The 17,277-nt window shown below is 71.0% G+C and carries 15 protein-coding genes and 1 riboswitch; of the genes, 12 read left to right on the forward strand and 3 right to left on the reverse strand.

Annotation, left to right across the window (positions count from 1 at the left end; genetic code table 11):
- Positions 1-184 precede the first annotated feature (184 nt).
- The 4 genes from rpe to ABTZ59_RS06375 all read left to right on the forward strand — a co-directional run bounded on the left by rpe (position 185) and on the right by ABTZ59_RS06375 (position 4,788).
- Complete coding sequence (gene rpe, locus ABTZ59_RS06360) at positions 185-868, forward strand: ribulose-phosphate 3-epimerase (protein ID WP_351391539.1); 684 nt, start codon at positions 185-187, stop codon at positions 866-868.
- Positions 869-983: 115 nt separating this feature from the next.
- The gene (locus ABTZ59_RS06365) at positions 984-2,033 is read left to right on the forward strand and encodes a sugar-binding transcriptional regulator (protein ID WP_249951002.1); all 1,050 of its coding nucleotides are present in this window, start codon (positions 984-986) and stop codon (positions 2,031-2,033) included.
- A 274-nt stretch (positions 2,034-2,307) separates the two neighbouring features.
- Complete coding sequence (locus tag ABTZ59_RS06370) at positions 2,308-3,756, forward strand: GuaB1 family IMP dehydrogenase-related protein (RefSeq protein WP_503002222.1); 1,449 nt, start codon at positions 2,308-2,310, stop codon at positions 3,754-3,756.
- Positions 3,757-3,912: 156 nt separating this feature from the next.
- Positions 3,913-4,788, forward strand: a complete 876-nt coding sequence (locus ABTZ59_RS06375) for an RNA polymerase sigma factor SigF (RefSeq protein WP_374403408.1) — start codon at positions 3,913-3,915, stop codon at positions 4,786-4,788.
- Between the two features lie 130 nt (positions 4,789-4,918).
- Here the strand turns inward: ABTZ59_RS06375 and ABTZ59_RS06380 are convergent, their stop codons facing one another.
- Positions 4,919-5,314: an ATP-binding protein gene (locus tag ABTZ59_RS06380; protein ID WP_351391544.1), complete on the reverse strand. Its 396-nt coding sequence runs from the start codon at positions 5,312-5,314 to the stop codon at positions 4,919-4,921.
- 177 nt (positions 5,315-5,491) lie between these two features.
- Between ABTZ59_RS06380 and ABTZ59_RS06385 the strand changes: the two genes are divergently transcribed.
- From ABTZ59_RS06385 to ABTZ59_RS06395, 3 genes are all read left to right on the forward strand, one after another.
- On the forward strand, positions 5,492-6,016 hold the full coding sequence (locus tag ABTZ59_RS06385) for an Lrp/AsnC family transcriptional regulator (RefSeq protein ID WP_503002192.1): 525 nt from the start codon (positions 5,492-5,494) through the stop codon (positions 6,014-6,016).
- Between the two features lie 161 nt (positions 6,017-6,177).
- On the forward strand, positions 6,178-7,065 hold the full coding sequence (locus ABTZ59_RS06390; protein ID WP_351391546.1) for a carbon-nitrogen hydrolase family protein: 888 nt from the start codon (positions 6,178-6,180) through the stop codon (positions 7,063-7,065).
- A gap of 92 nt (positions 7,066-7,157) precedes the next feature.
- The gene (locus tag ABTZ59_RS06395) at positions 7,158-8,879 is read left to right on the forward strand and encodes a flavin monoamine oxidase family protein (RefSeq protein ID WP_351391549.1); all 1,722 of its coding nucleotides are present in this window, start codon (positions 7,158-7,160) and stop codon (positions 8,877-8,879) included.
- A gap of 124 nt (positions 8,880-9,003) precedes the next feature.
- Here ABTZ59_RS06395 and ABTZ59_RS06400 read toward each other — a convergent pair whose 3' ends face one another.
- Positions 9,004-9,933, reverse strand: coding sequence for a TIGR03619 family F420-dependent LLM class oxidoreductase (locus tag ABTZ59_RS06400; protein ID WP_351391551.1), 930 nt, complete (start codon positions 9,931-9,933; stop codon positions 9,004-9,006).
- A gap of 463 nt (positions 9,934-10,396) precedes the next feature.
- Here ABTZ59_RS06400 and ABTZ59_RS06405 point away from each other — a divergent pair, with 463 nt between their 5' ends.
- The gene (locus ABTZ59_RS06405; protein ID WP_351391733.1) at positions 10,397-11,662 is read left to right on the forward strand and encodes an alginate lyase family protein; all 1,266 of its coding nucleotides are present in this window, start codon (positions 10,397-10,399) and stop codon (positions 11,660-11,662) included.
- Between the two features lie 20 nt (positions 11,663-11,682).
- Here the strand turns inward: ABTZ59_RS06405 and ABTZ59_RS06410 are convergent, their stop codons facing one another.
- Positions 11,683-12,909, reverse strand: coding sequence for an MFS transporter (locus ABTZ59_RS06410; RefSeq protein ID WP_351391554.1), 1,227 nt, complete (start codon positions 12,907-12,909; stop codon positions 11,683-11,685).
- Positions 12,910-13,068: 159 nt separating this feature from the next.
- On the opposite strand from ABTZ59_RS06410, the gene ABTZ59_RS06415 reads away from it, so the two are divergent.
- From ABTZ59_RS06415 to ABTZ59_RS06430, 4 genes are all read left to right on the forward strand, one after another.
- Complete coding sequence (locus tag ABTZ59_RS06415; protein WP_351391557.1) at positions 13,069-14,334, forward strand: ROK family transcriptional regulator; 1,266 nt, start codon at positions 13,069-13,071, stop codon at positions 14,332-14,334.
- Positions 14,335-14,400: 66 nt separating this feature from the next.
- A riboswitch (FMN riboswitch) is annotated at positions 14,401-14,531 on the forward strand.
- Positions 14,532-14,767: 236 nt separating this feature from the next.
- Positions 14,768-15,922 (forward strand): bifunctional diaminohydroxyphosphoribosylaminopyrimidine deaminase/5-amino-6-(5-phosphoribosylamino)uracil reductase RibD, encoded by a 1,155-nt coding sequence (gene ribD / locus ABTZ59_RS06420; RefSeq protein ID WP_351391736.1) that lies wholly within the window; start codon positions 14,768-14,770, stop codon positions 15,920-15,922.
- A complete protein-coding gene (locus tag ABTZ59_RS06425; protein ID WP_351391560.1) occupies positions 15,923-16,630 on the forward strand; it encodes a riboflavin synthase in 708 nt (235 codons plus the stop codon).
- A gap of 65 nt (positions 16,631-16,695) precedes the next feature.
- Positions 16,696-17,277 carry a nicotinamide mononucleotide transporter family protein gene (locus ABTZ59_RS06430; protein WP_382822079.1) on the forward strand — a complete coding sequence of 194 codons (582 nt, stop codon included), beginning with the start codon at positions 16,696-16,698 and terminating at the stop codon, positions 17,275-17,277.

Consider the following 17,277-nt stretch of genomic DNA (forward strand, 5'->3'; position numbering starts at 1 on the left):
GTACCCGAGAGCGTGATCGCCGTGCTGGAGCCGCCATGTCCCCCCGGGCCGCGCCGCCGTCGGTGGGGCGGGACGTACGGATTGCGCGGAGTGTGCGGTTCTCGCACCGCGTCGCGAGGCATTGGTCCGTACCGAGGGCCGCCGTGCGGTCCGGAAGTGGTCCGGAACATGGCAGGCTTGGCACATGGCCCAGATCAACCCCAGCATCCTGTCCGCCGACTTCTCCCGACTCGCCGACGAGGCGAAGGCGGTTGAAGGTGCCGACTGGCTTCATGTCGATGTCATGGACAACCACTTCGTGCCCAATCTGACCCTGGGCGTGCCGGTGGTCGAAGCGCTCGGACGGGCGACGGACATCCCGCTGGACTGTCATCTGATGATCGAGGAGCCCGATCGCTGGGCCCCGCAATATGTCGAGGCCGGCGCCGGTTCGGTGACCTTCCATGTGGAGGCCGCCGCCGCACCCGTACGGCTGGCGCGCGAGATCCGTGCCAAGGGCGCGAGGGCGTCCATGGCGCTCAAGCCCGCGACGGCCATCGAGCCGTACGAGGACCTGTTCCCCGAGCTCGACATGCTGCTGATCATGACGGTGGAACCGGGCTTCGGCGGCCAGGCGTTCCTGGACATCATGCTGCCCAAGATCCGCCGTACCCGGGAGCTGATCTCCAAGCACGGTCTTGAGCTGTGGCTCCAGGTGGACGGCGGGGTCTCGGCCACCACCATCGAACGCTGCGCCGAGGCGGGCGCCGATGTCTTCGTCGCGGGCTCCGCGGTGTACGGCACGGACGATCCGGCCGCGGCGGTACGGATGCTCCGCGACCAGGCGTCCGAGGCCACCGCCGCGGCATCCTGGGCATGCGGCCACTGACCCGTGCGCGTGCGCGGGACTCCGGTGGACCAGTGCGCCACGGGAACATGAACGACGCCCTTCGGGGCTGATCAAGGATCGCTGGATCTGACAGGATGAACAGCGAGTCCAGAGTGTGAACAGCAGTGAGGAGATCGCGGTGTCTGGTATGTCGGCGGGTCGGCCAGCCCTGCGGATGGGACCCGCGGAACTGGTGCAGGCGGCGGCCATGGCCCGCCGCTTCTATCTGGAGGGCAAGTCCAAGATCCAGATCGCCGAGGAGTTCGGCGTCAGCCGCTTCAAGGTGGCCCGGGTCCTGGAGACCGCGCTGGAGCGCGACCTCGTGAGGATCGAGATCCGCGTCCCGTCGGAGCTGGACGCCGAGCGCTCCGACGCGCTGCGCGCCCGCTACGGACTGCGGCACGCGGTGGTGGTCGAGTCGCCCACGGAGGCCGAGGACGAGTCGCCCGACCCGGAGAACCTCGGCGAGGTCGCCGCCGATCTGCTCGGTGAGCTGGTCGTCGAAGGCGATGTGCTGGGGCTGGCCTGGGGCCGGTCCACCATCCACATGGCCGCCGCGCTCGACCGGCTGCCGCCCTGCACGGTGGTCCAGCTCACGGGTGTGTACGACGCGGGCACCGCCGAGCGCGGCTCCGTCGAGGCCGTACGGCGGGCCGCCCAGGTGTCCGGGGGAGAGGCGCACCCCATCTACGCGCCGATGCTGCTTCCCGATCCGGCGACCGCCGCCGCGCTGCGCAGTCAGACGGGGATCGCGCGCGCCTTTGAGTACTTCGACAAGGTGACCGTCGCCGCCGTCTCCATCGGCTCCTGGGAGCCGGGCATCTCGACGGTGCACGACATGATCACCGAGAAGGAACGCAACCACTACGCCTCACTCGGTGTGGCCGCGGAGATGTCCGCGCATCTCTTCGACGCGGAGGGCCGACGGGTCGGCCGCGATCTGGGCGAGCGTTGCATCACGGTCGAGGCCGACCGGCTGCGCCGGATTCCGGAGGTCGTGGCGATCGCGGGCGGGCTGCGCAAGGCGGAGGCCATCGGTGCCGTACTCCGTTCCGGGCTGGTCACCAGCCTGGTCACCGACACCGCGGCGGCGGACTTCCTACTGACGGAGTTCACCCCGGGGCCGCGGCCCGCGCTGGAGCGGGTCGACCCGGACGAGACCTGACGCGTCTCCCGGTCTTCCGGTCCCGGCCTTGCGCTCCCGGTCGCGGGGACGGCGATCGGCGGCCGGTGGCGGTCGCCGGTGGCGTTGATCGGGGCGGTGGCCGTCGGCCGGGACGTCGCCCGGTGCCGGGGTATGTGGACCAACGTATGAGCACACCCCTTCTGAGCTGGACGTTCCTCCCCGGCCGGGTATCCGGTCCGGCATGGGACAATCAAGTACGTGCGATTTCCCCGGCTCCACCGACCGGGGGCCAACTCCGAACGACTGGGATGTTCTGCACGTGCGTTTCCTCAATGACCTGACGCCGCCGTACGACCTGACATACGACGACGTGTTCATGGTGCCGAGCCGTTCGGCCGTGGGTTCCCGCCAGGCGGTGGATCTCTCCGCCCCCGACGGCACCGGCACCACCATCCCCCTCGTCGTGGCGAACATGACCGCGATCGCGGGCCGCCGGATGGCCGAGACAGTCGCCCGGCGTGGGGGTCTCGTCGTCATCCCGCAGGACATCCCCATCGAGGTCGTCACCGATGTCATCTCATGGGTCAAGACGCGCCATCTCGTACTCGACACCGCGATCGTGCTCGCCCCCCTCCAGACCGTGGGCGACGCCCTGTCCCTGCTGCCCAAGCGGGCGCACGGCGCGGGCGTCGTCGTCGACGGCGAGGGGCGGCCCGTCGGGGTCGTCACCGAGCACGACCTGACCGGTGTCGACCGCTTCGCCCAGCTGTCCGAGGTGATGTCGAAGGACCTGCTGCTGATCTCCGCGGACATGGACCCCCGCGAGGCGTTCAACACCCTCGACAACGCCAACCGCAAGATCGCGCCCGCCATTGACGCCGACGGCAGGCTGGCGGGTGTCCTCACCCGCAAGGGCGCCCTGCGCGCGACCCTCTACACGCCCGCGACGGACGCCGAGGGCAAGCTGCGGATCGCCGCCGCCGTCGGGGTCAACGGCGATGTCGCGGGCAAGGCCGCGCAGCTGCTCGACGCGGGCGTCGACACGCTTGTCGTCGATACGGCACACGGCCACCAGGAGTCGATGCTCGCCGCGATCAGGGCCGTGCGCGCGCTCGACCCGAAGGTGCCGGTCGTCGCGGGCAATATCGTCGCCGCCGAGGGCGTACGGGATCTGATCGACGCGGGCGCGGACATCATCAAGGTCGGAGTCGGGCCCGGCGCCATGTGCACCACCCGCATGATGACCGGGGTGGGCCGGCCCCAGTTCTCCGCCGTCATGGAGTGCGCGGCGGAGGCGAAGAAGTTCGGCAAGCACGTCTGGGCCGACGGCGGGGTCAGGCACCCGCGCGATGTCGCCATGGCGCTCGCCGCCGGTGCCTCGAACGTCATGATCGGTTCCTGGTTCGCCGGTACGTACGAGTCCCCTGGCGACCTTCAGCAGGCCGCCGACGGACGGCTCTACAAGGAGTCCTTCGGCATGGCCTCCGCCCGCGCCGTACGCAACCGTACGAGCGAGGAGTCGGCGTACGACCGGGCGCGCAAGGCGCTGTTCGAGGAAGGCATCTCCACCTCGCGGATGTTCCTCGACCCGTCCCGCCCCGGCGTGGAGGACCTGATCGACTCGATCATCGCGGGCGTCCGCTCCTCGTGCACCTACGCCGGCGCCGACTCGCTGGAGGAGTTCGCGCGCAAGGCGATCGTCGGCGTCCAGAGCGCTGCCGGATACGCCGAAGGCAAGCCACTGCACGCCAGTTGGAGTTAGGGCCTTTCGTCAGGATCAGGCCGTGTCGTCGGGATCGGGCCGGTTCCGTCCCCCCGTCGCTCGGAGCGGTCACTGTCCGGGCGACCGGGGCAGGCATGAGTGCGAGGAGAGCGGGTACACGCGCTGTGCACTGACCACGGAGCAGGGGAGGACAAAGTGTCCACGGCGAGCACGGTCCCGACCGAAAGCACGCAGTACGGATCCCAGCAGCGCGCGGAGGCGGCGGAGCTGGAACTTCCCTACGTGGAGTGCCCGTCGGAAGTGGCACCCAAGGACGCGCGGGAAATCTCGAAACTCTTCTTCGCCCGGCTGGCGGAACTGGAGGAAGGCACACACGAGTTCCAGTACGTACGCAACACCCTGATCGAGCTGAATCTGGCGCTGGTCCGCTACGCGGCCACTCGGTTCCGTAATCGCGCGGACCAGATGGAGGACATCGTCCAGGTCGGCACCATCGGCCTGATCAAGGCGATCGATCGCTTCGAGCTCAGCCGTGAGGTGGAGTTCGCGACCTTCGCCGTGCCCTACATCGTCGGTGAGATCAAGCGGTTCTTCCGGGACACCAGCTGGGCCGTACACGTGCCGCGCCGGCTCCAGGAGCTGCGGATCGATCTGGCCAAGGCGACCGACGAGCTCTCCCAGCGGCTCGACCGCGCGCCCACCACGCCCGAACTGGCCGAGCATCTGGGGCTGGACGAGGACGAGGTCATCGAGGGCGTCGTCGCGAGCAATGGCTATACGGCCGGCTCGATCGACATGCCGACGGATGACGCGTCGGGTTCCCCGGGCCCGCTCTCGGACCGGATCGGCGCACCCGACGCGGGGATGGAGACGGCGGAGAACGTCCAGGCGCTCAAGCCGCTCATCGAGGATCTGGACGAGCGGGAGCGGCGCATCCTGCGCATGCGCTTCGGCGACGAGATGACCCAGTCGGAGATCGGGGCCGAACTGGGCGTCTCCCAGATGCATGTGTCCCGGCTGCTGTCGCGGATCACCGGGCGGCTGCGGGCGGGTCTGCTGGCGGTGGAGTGAGCCGCGTGCGGGTGACACACGAGTGACACACGCATGGGCGAGGGGGCGCTCCGCGGCCGCGGAGCGCCCCCTCGCCCATGCCGTCGGCCGGGCCGGCCGTGAGCGGGCTGCTGTCGGCCGTCGTGCCCGGTCAGGCGGGGGCGGTGACCGCCGGCCGCTGCCAGACCGCCTGGACACGCTTGCCGTCCGGCAGCGGTCGGACCTCGACATGGCCCGCCAGTCTCAGCACCATGTGCCAGCCGAACCCGCCGCCCCCGGAGAAGTCGGGCGTGCGCGCGACCGGTGGCTCCGGGCTGGAGTCGTCCATCTCCACCGTCAACGTCTCGTCCTCCGCGGTGAGATGGAGCCGCCACCACCCCGGGGTGTGCCGGACGGCGTTCGAGACGAGCTCCGAGACGACCAGCAGCACCGCGTCCAGATCGGCCCACGGACAGTGCTGCTGAAGGAACTCGGCGGCGGCGCCGCGGGCCGCCGCGCTGTCCCGGTACGGCGAGTCCACGACCACCACATGCGGCTCGTTGCTCATCACAGGCCTCATCTACCCCGTTGTCGGTCTTTCACCGGCATCGGCCTCATTGTGAGCCCGGCCCGAGGGACACACGTCACCGGGGCCCGCGCTCCCGTGTTCTACTTCGGTGACGGGCCCGCCGCACTCCGGCCCCCGCCGCACCTCCGGCCACCGCAGAGAAGTGAACCACCAGCCGTGCGACTCAACGATCTCGACGAACGCATCGTCCACGCCCTCGCCGCGGACGCCCGCCGCTCCTACGCCGATATCGGCTCACTCGTCGGTCTGTCCGCGCCCGCGGTGAAGCGGCGCGTCGACCGGCTGCGCGCCGAGGGCGCGATCACCGGCTTCACCGTACGGGTCGACCCGGCGGCGCTCGGCTGGGAGACCGAGGGGTTCATCGAGATCTACTGCCGGCGCAAGACCTCGCCGGAAGCCATCCAACGGGGCCTGGAACGGCTGCCCGAGGTGGTGTCCGCCTCCACCGTCACCGGAGAGGCTGACGCGATCGTCCAGGTCTTCGCCGCCGATATGCGCCACTTCGAGCAGGTACTGGAACGCATCGCGGGCGAGCCATATGTGGAGCGTACGAAGTCCGTGCTCGTACTGTCCCCGCTGCTGCGGCGCTACTCGGGTCTGGAGGGGACCGGCGACGGCGCCGCCCACCGCGCGGCGATGCCGTCCACGAACAGCCCGACCGGCTCCGCTCCCCCCTTCTGACCAGCGAAAACGTCTCCACGCAACGAATCGCCGAGGGAGCCGCCGAGCACGCAATGGATCGGTGGTCGGCGCGCAACGGTCGCGTCTTGTCGGCCGCGGTGGCCGGACCGTAGCGTCGGTGCCGTCGCCCACGCCCCCTTTCGCACCGCCCGAGGTCAGCCATGCCGCCGCTGCGTACCGCCCTGCTCCAGAGCTCCGGCCGACCCGGTTCGGTGGCCGGGAATCTGCTGGCGCTCGACGAGGCCGCCGCCCGTGCCGCCGACGCGGGCGCCGGGCTGCTGGTCTGTCCCGAGATGTTCCTGACCGGCTACGCCATCGGCGACCGGGTGCCCCAACTGGCCGAGCCCGTGGACGGTCCTGGGGCCGCGGCCGTGGCCGGGATCGCCGTACGCCATGGACTCGCGGTGCTGTACGGCTACCCCGAGCGCGACGGCGAGCGGATCTTCAACACCGCGCAGCTCATCGGGCCCGACGGCACACGGCTCGCCAACTACCGCAAGACGCATCTCTTCGGCGGCTTCGAGCGTGAGTGGTTCACCCCGGGGGAGCTGCCCGTGGTCCAGGCCGAGCTGGCCGGGCTGCGGATCGGGATCATGATCTGTTACGACGTCGAGTTCCCCGAGAACGTGCGGTCGCACGCCCTGGCCGGTACCGATCTGCTGCTGGTGCCCACCGCTCAGATGCACCCGTTCCACTTCGTCGCCGAGTCCGTCGTGCCGGTCCGGGCCTTCGAGAACCAGATGTATGTGGCGTATGTGAACAGGACCGGCCATGAGGGCGAGTTCGAGTTTGTCGGGCTGAGCTGTCTCGCGGGCCCCGAGGGGGCTGCCAGGGCGCGCGCGGGGCGGGGCGAGGAGCTGGTGTTCGGAGAGGTCGACGGCGAGCTGCTGCGCGCCTCCCGCGCGGCCAATCCGTATCTGAGGGACCGCGCACCCGGGCTCTACACCGCACTCGTGCGAGCCGACCCGCACGGAGCCGACCCGCACGGAGCCGACCCGCACGGAGCCGACCCGCACGGAGCCGACCCGCACGGAGCCGAGCACGCCTGAGTCGGCCCGCGCCGAGCCGATCGCGCCCGTACCCCTACCCGCCGCAAGCGCCGTACCCGCCCTACGCCGTACCCGCAAGGAGTCCGTACCCCATGACGTCCATGGTGCCCACCGCCGTCCAGCACGCCGACGCGCAGCCCGTCGGTGCCCAGCCGCCGATCACCATGTTCGGACCGGACTTCCCCTACGCGTACGACGACTATCTCGCGCACCCCGCCGGGCTCGGCCAGATACCCGCGACCGAGCACGGCGCCGAGGTCGCCGTCATCGGTGGCGGGCTCTCCGGCGTCGTCGCCGCGTACGAGCTGATGAAGATGGGCCTGAAGCCCGTCGTGTACGAGGCCGACCAGATTGGTGGGCGGCTGCGTACGGTCGGCTTCGAGGGCTGTGAGCCGGAACTGACCGCCGAGATGGGCGCGATGCGCTTCCCTCCCTCCTCCACCGCGCTGCGGCACTACATCGATCTGGTGGGTCTGGAGACCCGGGCGTTCCCCAACCCGCTGGCCCCCGGCACCCCGTCGACAGTCGTCGATCTCAAGGGCGAGTCCCACTACGCGAAGACGGTGGACGATCTGCCACCGGTCTACCGCGAGGTGATGGACGCCTGGACCACCTGTCTGGAGGAGGGCGCGGACTTCTCCGACATGAACCGCGCCCTGCGCGAGCGCGATGTGCCGCGGATCCGGGAGATCTGGGCGCGGCTGGTCGAGAAGCTCGACAACCAGACCTTCTACGGGTTCCTCTGCGACTCCCCGGCCTTCAAGTCCTTCCGGCACCGGGAGATCTTCGGCCAGGTCGGCTTCGGCACCGGCGGCTGGGACACCGACTTCCCCAACTCCATCCTGGAGATCCTGCGGGTCGTCTACACCGAGGCCGACGACCACCACCGTTCCATTGTCGGCGGCAGTCAGCAGCTCCCGCTGCGGCTGTGGGAGGACGAGCCCCGGAAGATCACGTACTGGCCGGCCGGTACCTCGCTGTCGTCCCTGCACGGCGGGTCGCCCCTGCCGGCCGTGACCCGACTGCACCGCACCTCGGGCAACCGGATCACCGTCACGGACGCCTCCGGCCGGATCCGTACCTACCGCGCCGCGATCTTCACCGCGCAGTCGTGGCTGCTGCTCTCCAAGATCGCCTGTGACGACTCGCTCTTCCCGATCGACCACTGGACGGCGATGGAGCGCACCCACTACATGGAGTCGTCCAAGCTGTTCGTGCCGGTCGACCGGCCGTTCTGGCTCGACCCGGCCGTGGACGATCGGGGCGTGCCGACCGGGCGTGACACGATGTCGATGACGCTCACCGACCGGATGACCCGGGGCACGTATCTGCTGGACAACGGCCCCGACCGGCCCGCCGTCATCTGTCTCTCGTACACGTGGTGCGACGACAGTCTCAAGTGGCTGCCGCTCTCCGCCGAGGAGCGGATGGAGGTCATGCTGAACTCGCTGCGCGAGATCTATCCCAAGGTGGACATCCGCAAGCATCTGATCGGCAGCCCCGTGACCGTCTCCTGGGAGAACGAGCCGTATTTCATGGGCGCGTTCAAGGCCAATCTGCCGGGGCACTACCGCTATCAGCGCCGGCTGTTCACGCACTTCATGCAGGACCGGCTGCCCGCCGACAAGCGGGGGATCTTCCTGGCGGGCGACGACATCTCGTGGACCGCTGGGTGGGCGGAGGGTGCCGTACAGACCGCGCTCAACGCGGTGTGGGGCGTGATGACCCACTTCGGGGGTGCCACGGACGCGACGAACCCGGGGCCCGGAGATCTGTACGACGAGCTGGCGCCGGTCGAACTGCCCGAGGACTGACGGCGACGGGGCGACCGGGCGACCGGCGACTTGGCGACCGGGCGACCCGGTCCGCTCCGGTCCGCTCCGGGAGGGACAGGGTCCGCTCCCGGAGGAAGGGGAACGGGCCCCGTCGCGGTCTATGTCAGATGCCCGCCGCACGTGCCTCCGCGTACACCTCGGCGGCCACGTCGGCCAGCTCCGCCGCGTCACGCGTCGTGGTCTGGAGGTCCAGCATGATCGCCGGTACCCCCGACTCGGCGTGCGCCGCCAGGTCCTCGACGATCTGCGCCACACTGCCCTGGAACGGCCGTCGGCCCTCGCCCTCGAACGGCTTGGGGCTGTAGGTCGCGTTGGCCCGTGCGCAGGCGTCGAGTGGACGCTCGCGGCCGCGCTCGCCGGCCAGCTCCCGCACCTGCCGCCACTGCTCGGTCAGCTGCGCCGCACCCATGGCCACGGGCACCCAGCCGTCCGCACGGTCCACCAGGCGCCGTGTGGCGCGCGGGCTCTGCGCGGGCAGATAGACCGGGATGGGGCGGACCGGCTTCGGGCCGACCACTGACGGTGCGATGGTGGTCAGCTCGCCCTCGTACGAGACCGGGTCCGGGCCCCAGACGGCCGCGCAGACGTCGAGCACCTCGTCCAGGACCGCGCCGCGCTTCTCGAACGGGGCGATGGAGGCGGCGGCGTACTCGTCGAGCGACCAGCCTGTGCCGAGGCCGGCGATCACCCGCCCGCCGCTCGCGACATCGAGCGAGGCGAGCGAACGGGCCAGCTGGAACGGTACGTGCAAGGGCGCGACCAGGACGCTCGTGCCGAGCCGGGCCCGTTCGGTGGCGGCGGCGGCCAGCGCGAGGGTGATCAGCGGGTCGGCGACGCCCCGGTAGAAGTCGGGCCAGGGCTGCCCCGGTACGCCGTAGAGCCCTTGGGTGGCGGGCTCGGGGACGAGCACGCGTTCGAAGACCCAGAGACTCTCGTATCCGGCCTCCTCCGCGGCCCGCGCCACGGTGGCCACATCGCGGCCGATGTCGTACTGCTTCATCTGCGGAAGGCCGAGACCGAGGGCGACCGGCATATGCGCACTCCTTCGTACGGACGGTGGGAGAAGCACCGTAGGCACAATTTTGTTTAGCGCTCAACCTTTGGAGTTCCGCGTGGTACGGATCCGGCCGCCGGCGAGTCGGCGCCCGGCGCGCTGCCGGACGCCCGGCGACGGGATGTCCCGTATCGCCCACGGTATCCGGCCGATGGCCCGGGCGCCCGGGGAGATCGTGCGCGGTGAGCGCGTGGAGGCCCCCCGGGGGGCGAACCGCCCCGGGGCATCTTGGCCGGATCGGATCGGATCGGTGCGCCGGTGCGGGGCGGCTTGTTTCTTGGTGACCGTTGTTCTCATTCGTGAATCGTGCGCACGCCATTGTCAGCGATCCTGGCCGCCTCTACGCTCGCACGGCCTCGTTCATGAATAACGTTCACGTACATGAAAGGAGTGCCCAGTGAGCGGAACCACCCGATGGCGTCCGGTCGTTCTGATCGCCGTCATGGCCACTGTCGCCGCCGTACTCGTCCCGGCAGCGTCCTCCGCCGCGTCCTCCGTCACGGACCGGCCCTCCGGCCACCACCACACCCGTCCCGTGGCTCCGCGGACCGTGGTGATCGACGGCAACCGGATGCGCCAGGCCCGCATGGCTCTCGACCGCGGCGACCCCGCCCTCCGCGCGACGGTCAAGTCCCTTACCGCGCAAGCCGATTCCTGGCTCGACAAGGGGCCCTGGACCGTCACCGACAAGCCGAAGCCCGCCCCCAGCGGTGACCCGCACGACTACCTCAGCCAGGCCCCGTACTGGTGGCCGTCGCAACCGAAGACCGAGGCCAACCCGTGGGGCTGTCCGTACGTCCAGCGCGACGGCGAACGGAACCCCGAGGTCGACACGGGCACCGACCGCCCCGACATCGGCAAGGTCTTCAACTCCACCACCACGCTCAGCCTGGCCTGGTACTACACCGGCGAGAAGCGGTACGCGGAGCACGCGGCGCGGATTCTGCGCACCTGGTTCGTCGACCCCGCCACCCGGATGAACCCGAACCTCAACCACGGGCAGTTCATCCCCTGCAAGTACGACGGCCGCGCCATCGGCATCATCGACTTCTCACAGCAGTACACCAGCGTCCTCGACGCCCTCGCGATCCTCGACAGCGGGGCGCCGGGCTGGACCCGCGAAGATCGCGCGGGGATGCGCGCCTGGAACGACGAGTTCCTGGACTGGCTGGTCAACTCGCCCTTCGGGAAGGAGGAGTCGGCGGCCAAGAACAACCACGGCACGTTCATGGACATGCAGGTGGCCGGACTCGCGCTCGCCACGGACGACCGGAGCCTCGCGCGGAAGATCGTCCTCGACGCCCGCTCGAAGCGAATGGACCCCCAGATCGCGGCCGACGGCAGCCAGCCCCAGGAGCTGACGCGGACCCGCAGTTGGCACTACTCGACCTTCGACCTCGTCGCCTACACGCGCCTGGCCGCGATCGGTGAACAGGTCGGCGTGAACCTCTGGGCCTATGAGGGGCCGCAGGGGCAGAGCCTGTTCAAGGCGGTCGGCTATCTGCTGCCGGCCGCGACCGGCGCGGCCCTCTGGCCACACCCCGAGCTGGAGTTCAAGCGCTTCGCCGCGAGCGACATCGTCCACGCGGCCGCCGACGCGGGGGACCGCGCCGCGCGCGCCGCGCTCCCGCGCCTGGAGACGCCGCCGGGGGGTGATCTCTGGGCGCTGCGGCCCGCCGCGGAACAACTGGACTCGATCGCGGGCTGAGCGGGGAAGTCACCCGGGACTCATCCCTCGGGTGTCGGGGCCGCCGCGGGTTTGGTGGTGGGCTCGGCGGCGGTCGCCACGGTGCGGCGGTCGCCCGTGCGGAGCACCCCCGCCCCCACCATCAGCCCGCAGGCCAGCAGCGTCACCAGCCCGAACGACACCACGAGCGATGTCGCGTCCGCGACCGCGCCGATCGCCGAAGGGGCGATCAGCCCCGAGGTGTACGTGATGGTGGCGACACCCGCGATGGCCTGGCTCGGATTCGGCCCCGCGCGGCCCGCCGCCGCGAAGGCGAGCGGGACGACCACGGCCACGCCGAGCCCGAGGAACGCGAACCCGCCCATGGCGACCACCGGTTGCGGCGCGGTGACCACCAGGAGGCCGCCCACCACGGCCAGTGCGCCGCCCGTCCGTACGGTCCGTACCGCGCCGAACCGGTCGATCACCCGGTCGCCCGCGAGCCGCGCCACCGCCATGGTGAGCGCGAAGGCCGTGGTCGACGCCGCCGCGGCACCCGGTGAGGTGTCCAGCACGTCCCGGAGGTAGACCGCCGACCAGTCGAGGCTCGCGCCCTCCGCGAAGACCGCGCAGAACCCGATCGCGCCGATCAGCAGCGCGGACTTCGGCGGCAGCGCGAACCGCGGCGGCGGGTCCTCCTCGGGTGCGCTGCGCAGATCGAGTACGCCCTGGCAGACCACCAGACCGAGCACCGTGAGCACGGTGGCGGCGAGCAGATGGTGCAACCGGGCATCACTGCCCAGATGGGCCGCGAGGGTGCCGGCGGCGGAGCCGATCAGCGCACCGGTGCTCCACATGCCGTGCAGACTCGACATGATCGACTTGTCGAGCCGGTTCTCGACCTCCAGCCCGAGGGCGTTCATCACCACGTCGGAGAGGCCCGAGGCGGCGCCGTACGCGAACAGGGCCGCGCACAGGATGGCGAGATTCGGGGCCAGTGACGGCAGGATCAGCGCGAGTGTCCACAGGGCGAGGAGGACGCGCAGCGCGTTGCGCGCCCCGAAGCGGTGGCTGATCCCGCTCGCCAGCGGCATCGCGACGGACGCGCCGATCGCGGGGAAGGCGAGCGCGAGCCCGAGCTGTCCCGCGCTGATCCCGGCGTGATCCTGGATCCAGGGGATACGGGTGGCGAAGCTGCCGGTGACGGCTCCGTGTACGCAGAAGACAGCGGCGATGGCGAACCTCGCCCGCCGCAACCTCTGCCTGTCGTGGACCACTTCAGCCGACATCGGCGTCCTGTTCCTCCCCTGAGAGGTGCCCGTACTCCGACCACCCGGTGACGCACCTTCGTCGGTGCCGGAGTAAATTATCAGGAACCCTGCCTGATAAATAGGCCCTCATGAGCCGGGTGCGCACGGTCGGCCCCGGCGATCTGGAAGGATTCCGGCATGGCCGCGTCCCCGAGCACCGCCAGAGCCATCAACGACCGGCTCGCCCTGCGACTGCTTCAGCGGGAAGGCCCGTTGACGGCGGGACAGTTGAAGACGCTGACCGGGCTCTCCCGGCCCACCGTCGCCGATCTGGTCGAGCGGCTTCAGGACTCCGGGCTGGTCGAGGTGGTCGGCGAGACGGGCGACCGGCGTCGCGGCCCGAACGCGCGGCTGTACGGGATCGTCGCGGACCGCGCCCATCTCGCGGCCCTCGATGTACGGACCGACAGCGTCTCTGTGGTGGTCGCGGATCTGCTCGGCAAGACCCTCGCCGAGGCGGTCCTGCCCATCGGCAGCGACACCGCCACGGAAGCCGCCGTCGAACGGGCCGTGGTCCTGCTGGAACGTACGGCGGGGAAGGCGGGCACCGTACCCCTGCACAGCGTGGGCATCGGCGCCCCGGGTCTGGTCGACCCGGTCACCGGCGAACTCCGCGACTCCAGCGGGCTGCCCGCCTGGCACCGCAGGCTCGTCGCCGTGCTCCACGAACGGCTGCCCGCCAGGGTCCTGGTCGAGAACGAGACGAATCTCGCCGCGCTCGCGGAACAGCGCCTCGGCGCGGCCCGAGACCAGGACACCTTCGTCCTGCTCTGGCTCGGCCACGGGGTGGGCGCGGCCGTCGTGCTCGACGGCAGGCTCCGCAGGGGTGCTTCCGGGGGAGCGGGCGAGATCGGCTTCCTGCCCGTGCCCGGTACGTCGCGACTGCCCTCGGCGGTCACCTCCGACGGCGGTTTCCACGCCCTGGCGGGGTCGGCGGGCGTCGCCGAACTCGCCGGGCGCTACGGCATCTCGGCCGTCCCCGCGCCACAGGAACCTCCCTCCGCCGCCCTGGTGCGCGCCGCGGTGAGAGCCGTCGGGGGCGCCTCGGCGGGTGCGGCGGGAGCGGCGGGAGCGGGCGAGGGCGTCCCGGCACACGAGGGCGGGGCCGCGGCGGCGTTTCTCGATGAGCTCGCCGAGCGGCTCGCCCTCGGCGCGGCGGCGGTCAGCGCCGTACTCGACCCCGGCCGGATCGTGCTGGCCGGGGAGGCGGGCCACGCGGGCGGCGAGGTACTGGCGGCCCGGGTCGAGGACCGGCTGGCCACGATGTCCCCGCTGCGTACGGAGGTCAGGGCCGGGGCGCTCGGCGGAGCGGCCGTCCTGCGCGGAGCCCTGCTGACGGCGCGGGAAGCGGCGCAGGACGAGCTGTTCGCCCCGCACGACGAGTCCCGGGCGCCGGTCCTGTGAGTCAGCCCACAACCCTCGCCCGGTTGCCCCGCGAGCGGCCGTGGCACACTGGTCGGGTACCAGAAGCAGCGCACTCCGGGGTCGGTGCAATTCCGAACCGGCGGTTATAGTCCGCGACCCGTCCGCAGCCAGCGGCCGGTTGACCAGGTGAGATTCCTGGACCGACGGTGAAAGTCCGGATGGGAGGCAGTGCGCGGCGGGCCCTCACAGGTACGCCGCCGTCGGCGGTTCGTCCTCGGACGAGCCGGATCTTCGGCCTCGGCGTTCCCCTGTGCGTTCCCGCTTCTCTGTCGTCATCGACAGGCCCCGGAGTCCGTGCCCGAAGAGGCAGGAGGACCCGGTGGCAACGGAATCCGACGTCGTGGGTGATACCGACGTCGCGGGCGATACCGATGTCATAGGTGTGAGCGACGTCGTCGACGACACCGACGCCATGCGCCGCGCCATCGCGCTCGCCGCTCGTGGACTCGGCTCCACCAGCCCCAATCCGGTCGTCGGATGCGTGATCCTCGACGCGTCGGGACATCTTGTCGGCGAGGGCTTCCACCGGCGCGCGGGCGGCCCGCACGCCGAGATCCACGCCCTGCGCGCGGCCGGTGAACGGGCCCGCGGCGGCGCCGCCTTCGTCACTCTCGAACCCTGCGCCCACACCGGCCGTACCGGCCCCTGCGCCCAGGCGCTGATCGACGCCGGTGTCGCCCGGGTCAGTTACGCCGTCGCCGACCCGAACCCCCAGGCGGCGGGCGGCGCCGACACCCTGCGCGCGGCCGGGCTCACCGTCACCCACGGGCTCCTCGGTGAGGAGGCCGAGGCGGGCAACACCGCCTGGCTCACTTCCGTACGCCGTGGCCGCCCCTACGTCGTATGGAAGTACGCGGCCACGCTCGACGGCCGGATCGCGGCCGCCGACTCCACCAGCCGCTGGATCACCTCCGCCGAGGCACGCGCCGATGTCCACCGGCTGCGCGCCGAGTCGGACGCGGTTGTGGTCGGCTCGGGCACCGCGCGCGCCGACGATCCCCATCTCGCCGTACGCGGCATCGAGGGCGCCGTCCAGCCGCTGCGGGTCGTCGTCGACACCGAGGCCACCGCCGTGAAGCCGGGCGCCAGGGTGCTCGACGGCGCGGCTCCCACCCTGATCGCGATCGCCGAGGACGCCGACGCGGGGGAACTGCCCGAGGTCGTACGGCTGCCCCGGGCCGGCCGAGGTCTGGACATCCCCGCCCTGCTGACCGCGTTGTACGAGCGTGGCGTCCGCTCCGTACTCCTCGAAGGCGGCCCGGCCCTGGCCGGTTCCTTCGTCGCCGCGGGGGCCGTCGACAAGGTCGTCGGCTATCTCGCCCCCGTCCTGCTCGGCGCCGGCCGTACGGCTCTCGGGGACGCCGGAATCAGCACGATCGGCGAGGCGTTGCGACTGCGGATGACGCAGACCGTACGGATCGGCCCCGACCTGCGGATCACCGCGATCCCCGAGCCAGGACCGGCACCCGAGCCCGGACCGGCGCCCGCGCCCGTACAGGCGTCCGCGCCCGCCATGAACGTCCCCACGGATGTCCCCATGAATGTCCCCACCACGAAGGAGCGTTGAGTGTTCACCGGAATCGTCGAAGAGCTGGGTGAGGTCACCGCCATCGAGAACCTCGGTGACTCCTCCCGCTTCCGTCTGCGCGGACCCGCCGTCACCGAGAACGCCAAGCACGGGGACTCGATCGCCGTCAACGGTGTCTGTCTCACGGTCGTGGACTTCGAGGACGGCGAGTTCACCGCCGATGTGATGGCCGAGACACTGAAGCGCTCCAGCCTCGGCGCGCTGGCGACCGGCTCCCGGGTCAATCTGGAGCGGCCGGTGGCCGTCGGCGGCCGGCTCGGCGGACATATCGTCCAGGGCCATGTGGACGGTACCGGCACCGTCGTCGAACGCACCCCGTCCGAGCACTGGGAGCTGGTGAGGATCTCGCTCCCCGCGGCCCTGTCCCGCTATGTCGTCGAGAAGGGTTCGATCACGGTCGACGGTGTCAGCCTCACGGTCGTCGACGCGGGGCCCGACTACTTCACCATCAGCCTCATCCCCACCACCCTCGCCCTGACCACGCTCGGCATCAAGGGCCCCGGCGACCCGGTCAACCTCGAAGTCGACGTCCTCGCGAAATACGTCGAGCGGCTGCTCGGCGCCGGAGGCGGGACGACCGACACGGCCCAGCCGACCGAGCCGACCCACACGGCCCAGCCGACGGAGCGGATCGAGCGAGCCCAGCAGACCCAGCAGACCGAGCAGCCCGAGGAGTTGGATCGGTGAACACCCTGTCCTGGCTGAACGGCGAGGCCTTCACGGCCTTCGATCAGCACATCCTGTGGTCCGACATGATCGGCAACACCATCGGACTGGCCGCCCTCGCGCTCGGCTGGCGGCGCTCGATCTGGACCTGGCCCGCCCAGGTCCTGTCCGGCGTCATCCTCGTCGGCGCGTATGCCTCCGCCCACCTCAGCGGCGGTGTCGGCAAGCAACTGCTGGTCATCGGCGTGGCGTTGTGGGGCTGGCGCCAGTGGCAGCACGGCAGGCGGCAGGCGCAGGACGGCTCGATCGCCATACGGTTCGCCACCTGGCGCGAGCGCTGGGTGCTGCTCGGCGGTACGGCGCTGGGCACCCTGGCCGTCGGCGGTCTCTTCGTCGCCGTCCCCGACCTGTCCTGGAACCCCTGGCCCGACGCGTACATCTTCGTCGGCACGCTCGCCGCGATGGTCGCCCAGGCCCGCGGTCTCGTCGAGTTCTGGTTCGCCTGGCTGCTCGTGGACATCGTGGGCGTACCGCTCGCCTTCAGCAGCGGACTCGCCTTCTCCGGCCTCGTGTACGTCATCTATCTCGCCCTCGTCCTCTGGGGGATGCGCGACTGGTGGCTCCGTTCGCGCGCGAACACCCCGGCTCTGGAAGGAGCAGCGGCATGA

This window comes from Streptomyces sp. NPDC094034, from assembly GCF_040303865.1.
In the GTDB taxonomy this organism is placed as follows: domain Bacteria; phylum Actinomycetota; class Actinomycetes; order Streptomycetales; family Streptomycetaceae; genus Streptomyces.

Excerpts from the sequence above, each read along its gene's own strand:
- rpe (WP_351391539.1), top strand. The coding sequence starts at position 185 with ATGGCCCAGATCAACCCCAGCATCCTGTCCGCCGACTTCTCCCGACTC.
- ABTZ59_RS06380 (WP_351391544.1), bottom strand. The coding sequence starts at position 5,314 with ATGAGCAACGAGCCGCATGTGGTGGTCGTGGACTCGCCGTACCGGGAC.
- ABTZ59_RS06390 (WP_351391546.1), top strand. The coding sequence starts at position 6,178 with ATGCCGCCGCTGCGTACCGCCCTGCTCCAGAGCTCCGGCCGACCCGGT.
- ABTZ59_RS06395 (WP_351391549.1), top strand. The coding sequence starts at position 7,158 with ATGACGTCCATGGTGCCCACCGCCGTCCAGCACGCCGACGCGCAGCCC.
- ABTZ59_RS06400 (WP_351391551.1), bottom strand. The coding sequence starts at position 9,933 with ATGCCGGTCGCCCTCGGTCTCGGCCTTCCGCAGATGAAGCAGTACGAC.
- ABTZ59_RS06405 (WP_351391733.1), top strand. The coding sequence starts at position 10,397 with ATGGCCACTGTCGCCGCCGTACTCGTCCCGGCAGCGTCCTCCGCCGCG.
- ABTZ59_RS06410 (WP_351391554.1), bottom strand. The coding sequence starts at position 12,909 with ATGTCGGCTGAAGTGGTCCACGACAGGCAGAGGTTGCGGCGGGCGAGG.
- ABTZ59_RS06415 (WP_351391557.1), top strand. The coding sequence starts at position 13,069 with ATGGCCGCGTCCCCGAGCACCGCCAGAGCCATCAACGACCGGCTCGCC.
- ribD (WP_351391736.1), top strand. The coding sequence starts at position 14,768 with ATGCGCCGCGCCATCGCGCTCGCCGCTCGTGGACTCGGCTCCACCAGC.
- ABTZ59_RS06430 (WP_382822079.1), top strand. The coding sequence starts at position 16,696 with ATGATCGGCAACACCATCGGACTGGCCGCCCTCGCGCTCGGCTGGCGG.